The organism is Paenibacillus sp. J22P277, assembly GCF_059383675.1.
This window is the reverse complement of the sequence record NZ_JBXENS010000002.1, coordinates 696,789-709,971: the sequence shown is the minus strand read 5'-3', so window position 1 is coordinate 709,971 and position 13,183 is coordinate 696,789. Positions and strand designations below refer to the sequence as shown.

The window sequence follows — 13,183 nt, the reverse complement described above, 5'->3', positions numbered from 1 at the left end:
TGAACCTATTCGAACACTTGGAAAACAGGAGATGTTGGCATGTCGGTGCGCACGCGTTTCTCGAAAAAATGGCTGTTGTTGCTGCTGCTCTACGCGATCGTCGTGGCGGGATACGTCTGGTACACCTCGCCGAACAACGTGCCCCGCGCCTACGTCGGCACGGCGGCGGACCCCGCAACCTATTTCACGCCCCAGCAGTTGAAGGACAGCGAGGTGCTGAACCCGATCCGCAACTGGATTTTCTTCACCAGCGTGCCGTGGGAGTGGCTGATCTACCTGTTCCTGCTGTCCGGCGGACTCGCCCGGTATTGGCGGGGCGCGCTGAGCGGCCTTCCGCTCGTCGTTCGCTTCCCGCTGTTCGTGCTGCTGGTGGACCTCGCCTCGTTCGTGCTCTATCTGCCGCTGCAGATTTTCAGCTACGGCCTGTCCAAGCATTACGGGATTACGACGCAGCCGGTCGCGGGCTGGATTCGGGACAAGCTCGTGTCGCTCGGTATCGGCTACTTGACGATACTGGCGGTGTCCGCGGTGGCCTTTTGGATCCTGTCGCGGCGCGGCCGCTGGTGGCTGAAGCTGTGGCTGATCTCGGTGCCGTTCACGGTCTTCATGATGTACGTGCAGCCGGTGATCATCGATCCGCTCTACAATAAGTTTACGACGCTGTCCGATCCGCAGCTGGAGGCCAAGATCCTGAATCTTGCGGCCAAAGCGGACATTCCGGCGGATCACGTGTACGAAGTGGACATGTCCAAGAAAACGAACGCGATCAACGCTTACGTGACGGGCATCGGGCCTTCGCTGCGCATCGTGCTGTGGGATACGACGCTGAAGCAGCTGACGGAGCCGGAAATTCTCCTCATCATGGCGCACGAAATGGGGCATTACGCGATGCACCATCTCGAATGGAGCGCGGTCGGCGCGGTCGGTTCCTCGCTCGTCGTCATCTGCATCGGGGGCTGGATCTACGTCGGCGCCATCCGGCGCTGGGGCGAAGCCTGGGGCATTCGCGACCGATCCGACATGACGGCGCTGCCGTTGCTGCTGCTCATCATGGCGGTGCTGTCCTTCGTCTCGCTGCCGATCAGCAACGCCGTCTCGCGAAACGCGGAATCATCGGCGGACGCGTACGCCATGCGGATCCTGAACAGCGCGGAGGGCTCCGCGACCATGCAGCAGAAGACGGGCGTCATTACGCTCAGCGACGTCAATCCGCCGCTGCTCGTGCGCTGGTTCCGCGACGACCATCCGAGCGACATGGAGCGGATCATCGCCGCGCTGGATTTTGCGAAAGCGCACGGCCAGAAGGGCCCGTAACGCGATGGAGCACGGGGAAAAGGAACAGGTCTCGCTCTATTTGCTCGCCGGTTTCGCGACCGCGCCGCAATTCATGGAGAGCTTTCGCGGTTCGTTGCATGGTATACTGGAACGCGAAGGTTTCCGCGTCCGGACGTCGCAGCTGCTCTTCCCGTACGGCGACTGGAGCCGCCGCGCCGTTCCCCAGCTGTGGGAAATCAGCCGCGACATGCGGCTCGGCGCGGGCGGGTTCGGCCGCTCCATCGGAGGCAGGCGCGTCGTGGACGCGATCGGCGCCGATTGGCGGCCCGAGCCGGGCAAGGCCGGCCGCATCGTGCTGATCGGCCACAGCGGCGGCGGCGTCGCGGCGGTCCATGCCGCTTGGCAGCTGCTTGACCTGCTCGGGGGACCGCCGAGCCCGGTCGTCATGATCGGTTCGCCCCGCTGCCGCATTCCGGAGGAATTGCGGGCATCGGTGCTGTTCGTGCACGCCGGCGCGGGAGCGGACTCCCCGTCGCCCGGGAAGCCGGCCGACGGCGTCAGCCGGCTAGGCACGTTCGGCGGCTGGCGCGGCTTTGGCCGCGGCGGCGGTGAGCGGAGCGGAGAAGGCGCCGCTGGCGAAAGCGCGCGCGGCTTGAAAAGCGGCGGGGCCTCTGGCCCTGGCGCTGAAGCCGCCGGCGCAGACGCTTCGGGCGCGGGGCGCACAGGCGCAGCCGGCACCGGTGCAGACGATTCGGCCGCAAGCCGCAACGCCGCGATCGGTTCCGGTTCGGCCGGCCGTGCGAATGCAGCTTTGCCGGAACCGCAAGCAGTAGCCGGCCGCCGATTCTGGCCGGCCTGGCTGCGGGACAAGCATGCGCCGGCCGAACGGCGCGGCGTGCCGATCATCGGGAAGCATGCGGATTATTTTCGCGAACGGGAACCGTATATCAACGAGCTGGGACTGACGAATCTGCAGCTGACGCAGAGCGTCGTCTGGCCATGGCTGAGAGAGAGAATCTAGAGGAGGAAGTGTAAGGCATGCGCATAGGAGCAATTGAAGCCGGAGGCACGAAGTTCGTCTGCGGCATCGGTACCGAGGATGGAACGATATTGGAGCGGGTGAGCTTCCCGACGGAACGCCCGGAAGCGACGCTGGCGAACGTCGTGAATTATTTTAAAGACAAAGAGGTCGAGGCGATCGGCATCGGCTCCTTCGGACCGATCGACATCGATCCGGCAAGTCCGACGTACGGGTACGTCACGACGACGCCGAAGCCGGGCTGGGGCAACTATCCGTTCCTGCCCGAGCTGCGCAAAGCGTTCGACGTGCCGTTCGGCTGGGATACGGACGTGAACGCGGCGGCGCTCGGCGAAGCGACGTGGGGCGCGGCGGCCGGACTCGACAGCTGCCTCTACTACACGATCGGCACCGGCGTCGGCGTCGGCGTATACGCGGAAGGCAAGCTCGTGCATGGCTTGGTTCACCCCGAGGGCGGGCACGTGCTGACGCGCCGCCATCCGGAAGATACCTATGAGGGCTTCTGCCCCTACCACGGCGACTGCCTGGAAGGCATGGCCGCCGGCCCGGCGCTGGAAGGCCGTTGGAAGGTCAAAGGCAGCGAACTCGGCGTCGATCATAAGGCGTGGGAGATCGAAGCGTTCTACATCGGCCAAGCGGTCGCGAGCGCGGTCCTGCTGCTGTCGCCGAAAAAGGTCATTCTGGGCGGCGGCGTCATGCACCAAATGCAGCTGTTCCCGCTCATCCGCGCGGAAGTGCGCAAGAACCTGAACGGCTACGTCAGCGCGGAGGCCGTGCTGGCCGGCATCGACGACTACATCGTGCCGCCGGGTCTCGGCGACAACGCCGGCCTCAGCGGCTCGCTGGCGCTCGGTTTGCGCGCGCTCGGCGCGAAATAATTGACCGAACGCGGAGGCCAGTCCGCGCGATTTTCGATCGCGCCGGGCTGGTTTTTGGTTTCCGTGCCATGTCGCGCGTATCAGGCGGACACGCAATCCGTTATTTGCGCGTTTAGGCGCCCGGACTCCGCATATGGAACATCATGCATATCCGCGTGCCGCATAAGATAAACTACGCAAGTCTTCGACCGTATTTTCCGCGCGCCATGGCTTTGCGGACAGCCCCTGCCCGCATCGCGAACAGGGGCTGTTCGGTTTCGCTGCGCTCGCTTGCCTGCGCCTTGCCGGCTCCGGGCGGGCTTGCCGGCCGAGGCGGACGGTTGAATCCTATAACGGAAGGGTGGAAAGCCATGCGGGGAATCGTGCTCGACTTGGACGGCACGCTGCTGAATACGGCAAAGCATGTATCGGAGCGGAATGCGAACGCGCTGCTTGCTTGCAAGCATGAGGGAATGCGGGTCATCTACGCGACGGGACGGCCGCCGAGATCCGTCCGGCAGCTGCTGCCGCCGGAGCTGACGGCAGACGCATCGTTCGTCTATTACAACGGCGCGCTGGTCGTCGACGCGGACGCCGGTATCGACGTCCATACGCCGATCGATCCCGGAACGGCCGCCGAGATTCTCGATTATTGCGCGGAACGGCTGCCGCAGGAGATCCGGATCAGCCTGGAATCGCAGGATCGCCCCTACGCCAGCAGGGAAGCCCGGAATTCCGCGTTCTTCGGCAAGTGGAACCAGCCGATGATCTGCGCCCCGAGTGCGATGAAAGCCTACGTCGCCACCAAGATCCTGCTCTCCGAATTCGGCGGTGCCGAGGGGCAGCTGCGGGAGGCCTTCGCCGCCAAGACCCGGTTCATCGCCACCGACGGAGGCAAGCTGATCCAGATCATGCATCCGTCGGTCTCCAAGGTGAGCGGCGTCCTCCTCGTATGCGCGCATTACGGCATCGCGGCGTCCGAGCTGATCGCGTTCGGCGACGACCACAACGATCTGGAGCTGTTCACCATGTCCGCGCATGCGGTCGCCATGGGCAACGCCGTCGATGAATTGAAAGCGCTGGCAACCGAGGTGACCGATACGAACGACCGTGACGGCGTGGCGCTCGTGCTGGAGCGGCTGCTAGGCTGAACGCGCATACGGAATAAAGGCTCACCAAAAGGTTCACCGAGAGGCCCGCCGGAACGGCTCGTTCCGGCGGGCCTTTTTCGCGTGCGCCCGCGGGGTGCATAAATCTGACAATTTTGCGCATAGTAACCTTGGATTATTCATGCAAATGTCAGGCGGTTCGAAGGGGGACTACGGATGTCGATGCGCAGCTGGGGCAAGTCCAAAGGGGATCGATCGCAGAAGGCCAAGCAGGAGCTGTCGTCTCCGATTCTGGAACGGCTGGCGGAGATGAAGGTAAGCGGTCGGCTGGACGATACGATCGAAGCGATCGAAGAAGCGATGCAGGACGATTTCGATTTCGTCGTCCGCCGCTTCAAAGCGTTCGGACGCTTCCCGGCGGCGTTGTTGTTTCTGACCAGCATGACCGACCAGAACGCGATCAATCAAGACTTGATGAAGCCGTTGATGCACAAGTCCTCCGATCTCGCGGATGCGGAGATCGATTCGGGGCAGCTGCACGATATTATCGTGAACGAGACCCTCTATCACAGCAATATCGGCACCGAATGCCAATTGGACGTGCTTGTCCAGGGCATCCTGCGCGGCGAATCGGTCCTCATCGTAAACGAAATGGATACGGCGTTCATCGTCCGAACCTGCCACGTCGACAGGCGGGCCATCGATCAGCCGGCGACCGAGCAGGTCATCCGGGGCCCGCGCGAGGGCTTTATCGAGATGCTGGAGACGAATATCTCCTTGATTCGTTACCGGCTGCAGACGCCCGAGCTGAAGGTGCGGTCCATGACCATCGGCCGGCGGAGCAAGTCGCTCGTCGCCGTATGCTTCATGGAGGGCGTCGCGAATCCGGAATTGCTCGAGGAAGTCGAGCGGCGCTTATCCGTCATCGATGTCGACGCGGTGCTCGATTCCGGCTACCTGGAGCAGTTTATCGAGGATAACCATTACTCGCCGTTTCCCCAGGTGCAGTACACGGAACGGCCCGACAAGGTGGCCGCCAACCTGCTCGAGGGCCGGATCGCGATTCTGGTGAGCGGCTCGCCGCTGGCCTTGATCGTGCCTGCGGTATTCAACCAATTCTACCAGACGGTCGAGGATTACACGGAGCGTTTCCTCCTGATGAGCGCCATTCGGGTAGCGAGGTTCATCGCGCTCGTCTTCTCGCTCATCTTCCCGGCCTTGTACGTCTCCATCATATCGTTCAACCCGGAGCTGATTCCGACGGAGTTCGCCGTCGCCGTCGCCGGGGGAAGGGCGGGGGTGCCGTTCCCGGCCGTCATCGAGGTGCTGATCATCGAGATCTCCATGGAGGTGCTCCGGGAAGCGACGATCCGCCTGCCGCAGCAGGTCGGCGGGGCGTTATCCATCGTCGGGGTGCTCGTCGTCGGCCAAGCAGCCGTCGCGGCCGGCTTCGCCAGTCCCATCACGGTCGTCATCATCGCGCTCACGACGATCGGTTCGTTCGCGACTCCGGCGTACAACGCGGCGCTCGCCTTGCGCCTGCTGCGCTTCCCGCTCATCATCATGGCGGGCATCTTCGGGCTGTACGGCGTGATGATCGGCTTCATCCTGATCGCCAACCATTTGTTGTCCCTGAAATCCTTCGGCGTGCCTTACTTGGCGCCGCTCGTTCCGGGCAGCTTTCAGGGGATGAAGGATCTGATCATTCGCGCGCCGCTGTCCTGGATGCCGGAGCGCCCTGCCTTCCTATATCCCAAGGACAAGACGCGGCTGAGCGATGCAGCCATGGAAGAGCTGAAGAAACAGCCGCATAACGCGCTTGATCCCATGAATCTAAACGACCAGCCGAAGGAGTCCTAAGCGATGGGAAACATCCGCCAGATTACGGCGATTCAATCGTCCGCCGTCGTAGCCAGCACCATTATCGGCGTCGGCGTGCTGGCGCTTCCGCTATTCGCCGTCAAGGCGGCCGATGCGGGCGCGCCGCTCGTGACGCTGCTCGGCATGGCGCTGGGTTACATCGGGCTGTATTTGATCACGGTGCTGGGGATTCGATTCCCGAACCAGTCGATCGTGCAGTACAGCGAGGATATTCTCGGCCGATGGCTGGCCTGGATCGGCAGCGTCGCCATTATCGCGTTCTTCGCCGTCATAACGGCGCTCGGCGCGCGGGAGTTCGGGGAGGTCGTCGTCACCTCGGTACTGCAGAACACCCCGCTCGAGGTGACGGTTATCGTCATGCTGGTGCTGGCCACGATCTCGAGCCGCGTCAACATCACGACGTTCGCCTACATCCACCATTTTTATTTTCCGCTGCTCCTCGGCCCGGTGTTCTTGATCGTGGCGCTGTCGATGAAGAGCGCGGATATGATCAATCTGCAGCCGATTTGGGGCAACGAACGGGGCGGCATGATGTCCGGCATTCTGACGTTAGCGTCGTTCTTCGAGGCCTCGTTCATCATGACGCTCGTCATCCCGGCGATGCGACGGCCGGACAAAGCCCAGCAAGCCAGCTTCTGGGGCTTCGCCGTCGCCGGCGGCTTGTACGTCTCGATCGTCATCGCGGCCGTCGGCGTGTTCGGCTCCGAGGAGATCAAGCATCTCCTCTGGCCGACGCTGGAGCTGGCGAAGGCGACGACGCTGCCGGCGAACGTGCTGGAACGGCTGGATGCGGCGTTTCTGGCGGTCTGGGTAACGGCGGTGTTCACGACGCTGTTGTCCACGAACTATTTGACGACCCGGCTGACGACCGAGCTGTTCCGATTGAAGGATCACAACGTGTTTGCTACGTTCCTGCTGCCGATCACGTTCGTGATGGCGCTGATTCCGAAGAACATTTTCCAAATGTACGCGGTTATCGAGCGCGTCGGACGTATCGGATTGGCGATTACGATCGCCTATCCCGGTTTGCTGTTAGTCGTGGCGCTCATCCGCAAGAAGCGGGGGAAACGACCCAATGAAAAAGCGATGGAACCGGCTCGTTAAGCTTGCCGTCCCGATGCTGTTCCTCGTGCCTTTGATGACGGGGTGCTGGGACCGCCTGGAGATCGAAGACCGCGCCGTCGTGCTCGGCGTGTCGATCGACAAGGCGCGCTCGGGCATGGAAAGGGACGACGTGACGAGTACGCAAGGCGTAACGCCGCGGCTGAAAATGGGCTTGATTCGCGTGGCGGTCCAAATCGCGCTACCGGGGAGGATTCCGCTCGGACCCGGGGAAGGCGGGGGCGGCACGACGAATTCGCAGCAGACGGTTTGGGTAATCCACGTGGTCGGGTATACCCTCGACGATGCGTTCATGAAGCTGCAGCAGCAGGTGTCGAGCCGGATATTCTTCGGGCATCTCCGCGTCATTATCCTGTCGGAGGAGATCGCGAAGAACGGAATCGACAACGTGAACGATTACTTCCGGCGTAACCCGGAGGTCCGCCGGATGGCGTGGCTGATGATCGCGAAGGGCGAGGCGATGCCTCTGCTGAAGGCGGCGCCGAAGCTTGAACGCATTCCGACGCTGTATCTCATGTCCACGTTGGACGAAGGAATCAAAATGGGGAAATTCCCGCAGGACTACATCGGGATGTTCTGGAGCAATTCGTCGAAGAAGGGACAAGAAGGCTACCTGCCCTACGTGGCGCTGAAGAAGGAACAAAACGTCGAGATCATGGGCCTCGCGTATTTCAAAGACGCGCGGATGATGGGCAAGACGAGGCCGCTTCAGATCGGCGGGTTCATGGCGCTCAAAGGCATCAATCCCGCCGGATACCGCGTATTCGTGAAGCTGAGCGGAGACTCGCGCATGGTCATGACCTCGACGACCCATCGCGATACGAAATGGAAAGCGACCATACGCGACGGCCATCCCCATTTCATGATCACGATCGTGCTGGAAGTCAACGTCGAAGAGAAGCTGGACACGGATTTCAACCTTCACGACGAGGGCGTACTGCGCGAGATTCAGGATACGCAGTCGAAGGCCGCAAGCAACATGTTCGGCAAGATCATCCGGCAAACGCAGGAAGCCGGAAGCGATATATTCGGCTTCGGGGAGTATATCCGGGCGAAGAAGCCGGGCTATTGGAACGCCAAGGTGAAGACCAAGGAGCAGTGGCAGGAGCAGTACAAAGAGATGACCTTCGACATTAAAACCTTCGTCAACGTCAGGCGCGTCGGCATGGAAGCGAGATAATGAGTAGCGGGAACGGGAGGCGGGCAGCATGATCATCAGCGGATACACCATCAACTTCATCAGCTATGCGGTGCCGCTGCTGTTGATTTCCGGATTCGTGCTGATCAAGCTGGATGCCGGCGGCAACCGCAAGCAGGGAAACAAGACGGAGTACAAGCTGTCCCTGGTGCTCGGGTGGACGAACATCGCGCTGGGCATCTTCACGTATTTCCTGCGGAACTTGTTGAATTGACCGGGGCAAGGGGCCGTCCTACTCGCTCTCCCGCACGAGCCGGCAGCCGCTGCGATTCTCGATCTCGACGGTCAATCCGGACGGGACCGACAGCCGGTAGCGGAGGCTGCCGGCTTCCTTGCGCCAACCGAGGACGATATCGCCTTCCGGCGTCGGCAGCTTGCCGCTGCACGAGGCCAGCGCGTTGTCTTCGAAGGCGATGGTCAGCGTCCGGTTCTTGCGGCTGAACGACTTGATCCCGAGCGCGTCCCGGTACAGCACGCGCGCGACGTGGGAAGCGAATCCGTGGTTGCAGCTCGCTTCCGTGCGGTTATGCTCCCAGAGCGTGCCCGTGCGGGCGGCCATTTTGCCGAAGTACGCCTTGATCTCCGCCAGCAGCTGGGCCGACAACCCCTGCCGCGACAACAGCTCCATCCGCAGGTAATAGCCGATGAAGGCGTTGGCGGGATGGATGCCGCCGATGTCCGAGGTATGCGGTTCGTCCGGATTGCGGCTCGGACTGAAGTCGCGCATGAGGCTGTCGAACCAGAGCGGCAGTTCCTCCGCGTCCGCGATGCCGAAGTAAGCCGCGTAATACTGGCCCGCCTCGGTGCGGTTGTCCGTGATCTCGAGCTCGCCGTGCTCGTCCTCGACCGCCTGATCCACGAAGAACGCCCCGTCGTACGCGAACTCGCGCACCGTGCTTTTCAAGGCCGCGGCCTCGTCCCGGTAGGCCGCGATGCGGTATATCCGGCCAGCCGCGTCGAGCGCGGCGGCGTACAGCATGTTGGTCGGGAAATTGATCCCGCCGGTGAAATCGTTCGCCTTCGACCATTCGACGAAGACCCAGCCCTCCAGGTTCTCGAGCAGTCCGAATTCGTTGCGGAAGCCTTCGAAATAACCGAAGAGCGCCTCGACTCTCGGACGCAGCGCCGCGATAAGCGTCTCGTCGCCGCCTCGGTCCCGGAACTCCTCCAATTGCAGGACGAACCAGAGCGCCCAGTTCGGGATGAACACGCCGTCGTTGTGATCGGCGGGATAGCACATCGGCAGCATGCCTTCCGGCAGGAACGCGAACGATTCGGGCAGCGCGTAGTTCTCGAAGAAATTGCCCTCGACGACGGAGCGGCCCGTCAGATCCGCCTCCACCCGGGCGGCGAAGAAGCTGTCGCAGAGCCAGCCGGCCCGTTCGCGGGACGGACAGTCCATGAAGTTGTCGACGGCATTCTGGCGGAACGTCTCGCGCGCCGCTTCGAAGATCGCGTTCAGCGCGTCGTCGGAGCTCGCGAACTCGCCGCGGCCGGCATCAGGATTGGCGTACTCCCGGATGGAGCAGCCCGTCAGCGTGCAATCGCCCTCCAGCACGAGCACCTTCAAGTACTGCAGCGTATACGGCTCGAAGCTCTCGAGCGCGTAGGTTCCGGGCTCGCATGCCGCGTGGATGACGTTCGCGCAGTCCAGGCGGAGATGGTCGACGTCTCCGTCCTCCGTCAAGATCTCGTCGAACGTCAGCGCGATCCGCGACGTCGCGGAGACCGTGAATTCGACCCCGACAAAGCCGGTCGAATTGCGGTCGAAGGCGAGCACCGCCGCCTGCCGCGCGCCGAGCCGCAGGGACTGTCCTTCATACCGGGCGGCGGTCCGATCCCAGCCGGTCATCGCGAGCGCGCCGAGCTCGTCGGTCGGGATGAGCGATAGCTCGTCGATCCGGTAGCCTTTGAAATCGGGGCCGCCCCCCGCGATGGAGCGGTCCCGCCACGGCGGTTCCGGCGAGGCCGACTCGGCGAACGTGCCGGTGGCCAAGACGGCGTGCGGCAACCGCACCGCGAAGCGTGGATAACCGACGCGGCGGGGGAGCAACCGCTTTTCTCCCGCGGACTCCCATAGCGCCGGAGGAGACGGCTGCATGTCCGACGTCCGCCAGTCATGGACGCCGGGGCCGAATTCGTACGCTTCGGCGAACGCCCGTTGGAAGCTGTAGCGCTGCACGCGGCGCACGCGTTCCGGCAGCAAGAAGACGTCGAACGGATGCTCCGCTTCGCCGGTCGCGGCGGCGATCGCGCGGCCCAGCTCGACCTCCGCCTGCACGAAGGACGGCTGGTCGAGCGTATAGAAACTGTTCACGTTATAGCCGGCGACTTCGATGGCGACATGGTTGACGCCGTTGCTCAAGTAGGGCGACAAGTCCCATTCATCGACGCGGTAGTAGCCGTGCGGGCCGGTCGCGGGACCATGCCCGCAAAACAACCCGTTCGCATAGACGCGGTAGCGGGAAGAGGCCGTAACGCGCACGAGCGCGGGCGACCGCGTATCCGCCCGGAACAGCGCTCTGACGCCGCAGACGACGTTCATCGCAGTGTTTAGTCCTGCCGGCCAGATCGGACGAGCTGCTGCAAACACAAAAATCCCTCCAAAGGAACGCAAGCTGCGCTCTGGTAGTATGGTGCCGGCACGGCCTGCAAGGTTCTGCGGCGCGGCGGCCAGTGGCGGCGGACGATTTACGTCCGCGCCTTCGCGCCGCAGCTGCCGCGGACGATGAGCTCGGACGGGATGACGACGTTCTGCGCGCCGCGGTCTTTCTTGCGGGTCAGCAGCTTGTGCAGCAGCTTGGCGCCTTCCTTGCCGATCTCGTAGAGATCCGTCGTGACGGAGGTGATGTCGTACTTCTGGGCGAGCTCCGTGTTCTCGAAGCTGATCAGCGCGAGGTCCCGGGGAATGGACAACCCGTTCTCGCGGGCGTATTCGATGACGCCGACGGCCTGGATGTCGCGTCCCGAGACGATCGCGGTCGGGGGCTCCTTCAGCGCGAGGAAGCTGTCGGCGGCGCGATAGCCGCTCCGTTCCTTCTCGTCCCCGATGAAGACGTACTCGTCGCGGTACTTGATGCCGGCCTCCTGCAGCGCGTCGCGGTAGCCCTCCAGCCGGTCCTCGCACACGAGGTATTCCAGCGGCCCCGGGCTGATGAACGCGATCCGCGCATGGCCGAGACGGAGCATATGCTGCGCGTTGCGATAAGCGATGTCGTAGTTGTCGACGTCGACGGAATTGATTCGGTTCTTGCGGTCGTTGGTGCCGATGACGACCATCGGAAATTGATGCTCCGACAGCTCCTCGATGACGGAGGAGTCGTGGCTCGGCAGGCAGATCAAGACGCCGTCCATGGCGCGTTCGCGCATGAGCTTGACGAGCTTCGGCGTCTTGGCCTTATGGCCGATGTTGTCCCAAGCGATCAGCAGGTTGTAATCCTTCTGGTCGACCACTTCCCCGATGCCCTGGAGCAGGTCGGAGAAGACGCTGTTGCCCGAGAAGGAGAAGAAGTCCGAGGCCGGGTGAGGCGTGAACAGGCAGATGTTGTTCGTTTTGCGCGTGACCAGGCCGCGCGCGGCGGAGTTGGGCTGGTAGTTCAGCCGCTTGATCACTTCGAATATGCGCGCTTTCGTTTCCTGCGCGACGGGAGCGGTGCCGTTAAAGGCGAACGAGACGGTGGAGATCGACACCCCCGCTTCGCGGGCGATGTCCTTGATGGTCACGCTGCGGTCCGTTTTTTTCATATGCGCACCCTCTAAAAACGTTTTATATGCTAAAAATAGCACACGCTTCCATAAGCGTCAATGAGGGGATTCAGGATGACGAAACCTTAGCAATTCGACAAAAGAAGGCGCTGTCTTGGCGATAGATGTAAGCTTGCTAATTGCGATGCTGACCGAAATGAATTAAAACGTTTTAAGAAAGGGCCTTAACAACCGCCGGCTTGCCTATTCATGGATCGCCTGCCGCCGGGGTATACTCGTGGTACGATAGCTGGCGAATCATGCCAAGAGGAGGACATGCGATGAACCGAATCGCCCAGACCGTGCCGTACGGCTACGAGCCGCCGGCCGAAGGCCGCAAAGGCACGCTGATCGTCTACGATACGTTTCAGCATATGGCGGACGATGCGCTGGCATTGGCCGCGGAGACGGCGGCGAAGCGCGCTTTCGCCAAGCTGGTGCTCTATCCGCTGCACGAGGAAACGGTGCGGCGCATGACGAAGGAGCCCGTGCTGCCGTACTATCAGCGGCTGGACAGGCTGCATGATTGGAAGCGCGGATACGAGCGGGAGCACGGCCGCGGCGCAATCCCGATCGTCGTCGAAGGCCTCGAGGGGAAACGCAAGAAATACACGCCGATGGAGGCGGCGCTTCGCCATCTGGCGGAGGCCTACCCGTCGCCGCTATTCCTGTACTTGACGCCGGAGATGGCAAATCAGTTCGCTTCGTTCTCGTCGTTCGAGGCGTGGATCGTCAAGCTGCGGCTGCTGCTTGCCGCGGAACCGGCGTCGCCGCATCCGCGGCTGACGCAATACCGCCACCGGTGGGACGTCGCGGAGCCTACTTGAATAAAACCGGCATCGCTACATCAGCAGTTGAAGCAGTACCTCCACCGGCGGGACGTCGCTGGCACTAATTAAACAAAACCGGCATCCTGCCTGCGTGCGTTAACAGGAGATGCCGGTTTTCGTATTGGATC

At 62.6% G+C, this 13,183-nt stretch carries 11 protein-coding genes; 9 read left to right on the top strand and 2 right to left on the bottom strand.

What is annotated here, in order from left to right; translation table 11 throughout:
* The first annotated feature begins 39 nt into the window (after window positions 1-39).
* The 8 genes from AC50YL_RS07935 (at window position 40) to AC50YL_RS07900 (ending at window position 8,695) form a co-directional block, all read left to right on the top strand.
* Complete coding sequence (locus AC50YL_RS07935) at window positions 40-1,314, top strand: M48 family metallopeptidase (RefSeq protein ID WP_494830797.1); 1,275 nt, start codon at window positions 40-42, stop codon at window positions 1,312-1,314.
* Window positions 1,315-1,318: 4 nt separating this feature from the next.
* Entirely contained in the window at window positions 1,319-2,296 is a 978-nt protein-coding gene (locus AC50YL_RS07930; protein WP_494830795.1) for a hypothetical protein, read from the top strand.
* A gap of 17 nt (window positions 2,297-2,313) precedes the next feature.
* Window positions 2,314-3,192 carry an ROK family protein gene (locus tag AC50YL_RS07925; protein ID WP_494830793.1) on the top strand — a complete coding sequence of 293 codons (879 nt, stop codon included), beginning with the start codon at window positions 2,314-2,316 and terminating at the stop codon, window positions 3,190-3,192.
* A 320-nt stretch (window positions 3,193-3,512) separates the two neighbouring features.
* On the top strand, window positions 3,513-4,322 hold the full coding sequence (locus tag AC50YL_RS07920) for an HAD family hydrolase (RefSeq protein ID WP_494830792.1): 810 nt from the start codon (window positions 3,513-3,515) through the stop codon (window positions 4,320-4,322).
* Between the two features lie 174 nt (window positions 4,323-4,496).
* A complete protein-coding gene (locus AC50YL_RS07915) occupies window positions 4,497-6,140 on the top strand; it encodes a spore germination protein (protein ID WP_494830791.1) in 1,644 nt (547 codons plus the stop codon).
* 3 nt (window positions 6,141-6,143) lie between these two features.
* A complete protein-coding gene (locus AC50YL_RS07910; RefSeq protein WP_494830789.1) occupies window positions 6,144-7,265 on the top strand; it encodes a GerAB/ArcD/ProY family transporter in 1,122 nt (373 codons plus the stop codon).
* Window positions 7,237-8,463, top strand: a complete 1,227-nt coding sequence (locus AC50YL_RS07905; protein WP_494830788.1) for a Ger(x)C family spore germination protein — start codon at window positions 7,237-7,239, stop codon at window positions 8,461-8,463. Before AC50YL_RS07910 ends, AC50YL_RS07905 begins: the two co-directional genes overlap by 29 nt.
* A 28-nt stretch (window positions 8,464-8,491) precedes the next feature.
* Entirely contained in the window at window positions 8,492-8,695 is a 204-nt protein-coding gene (locus AC50YL_RS07900) for a CLC_0170 family protein (RefSeq protein WP_494830787.1), read from the top strand.
* Window positions 8,696-8,713: 18 nt separating this feature from the next.
* On the opposite strand, the gene AC50YL_RS07895 is transcribed toward AC50YL_RS07900, so the two are convergent.
* Entirely contained in the window at window positions 8,714-11,074 is a 2,361-nt protein-coding gene (locus AC50YL_RS07895; protein WP_494830786.1) for an alpha-L-rhamnosidase-related protein, read from the bottom strand.
* Window positions 11,075-11,172: 98 nt separating this feature from the next.
* The gene (locus AC50YL_RS07890; RefSeq protein ID WP_494830784.1) at window positions 11,173-12,225 is read right to left on the bottom strand and encodes a LacI family DNA-binding transcriptional regulator; all 1,053 of its coding nucleotides are present in this window, start codon (window positions 12,223-12,225) and stop codon (window positions 11,173-11,175) included.
* A gap of 281 nt (window positions 12,226-12,506) precedes the next feature.
* Here AC50YL_RS07890 and AC50YL_RS07885 point away from each other — a divergent pair, with 281 nt between their 5' ends.
* A complete protein-coding gene (locus tag AC50YL_RS07885; protein WP_494830782.1) occupies window positions 12,507-13,052 on the top strand; it encodes a hypothetical protein in 546 nt (181 codons plus the stop codon).
* The last annotated feature ends 131 nt before the right edge of the window (window positions 13,053-13,183 follow it).

Bases quoted from the DNA above. Each gene is read 5' to 3' on its own strand.
- AC50YL_RS07905 (WP_494830788.1), top strand. From the start codon at position 7,237: ATGAAAAAGCGATGGAACCGGCTCGTTAAGCTTGCCGTCCCGATGCTG.
- AC50YL_RS07900 (WP_494830787.1), top strand. From the start codon at position 8,492: ATGATCATCAGCGGATACACCATCAACTTCATCAGCTATGCGGTGCCG.
- AC50YL_RS07930 (WP_494830795.1), top strand. From the start codon at position 1,319: ATGGAGCACGGGGAAAAGGAACAGGTCTCGCTCTATTTGCTCGCCGGT.
- AC50YL_RS07885 (WP_494830782.1), top strand. From the start codon at position 12,507: ATGAACCGAATCGCCCAGACCGTGCCGTACGGCTACGAGCCGCCGGCC.
- AC50YL_RS07935 (WP_494830797.1), top strand. From the start codon at position 40: ATGTCGGTGCGCACGCGTTTCTCGAAAAAATGGCTGTTGTTGCTGCTG.
- AC50YL_RS07915 (WP_494830791.1), top strand. From the start codon at position 4,497: ATGTCGATGCGCAGCTGGGGCAAGTCCAAAGGGGATCGATCGCAGAAG.
- AC50YL_RS07925 (WP_494830793.1), top strand. From the start codon at position 2,314: ATGCGCATAGGAGCAATTGAAGCCGGAGGCACGAAGTTCGTCTGCGGC.
- AC50YL_RS07890 (WP_494830784.1), bottom strand. From the start codon at position 12,225: ATGAAAAAAACGGACCGCAGCGTGACCATCAAGGACATCGCCCGCGAA.
- AC50YL_RS07910 (WP_494830789.1), top strand. From the start codon at position 6,144: ATGGGAAACATCCGCCAGATTACGGCGATTCAATCGTCCGCCGTCGTA.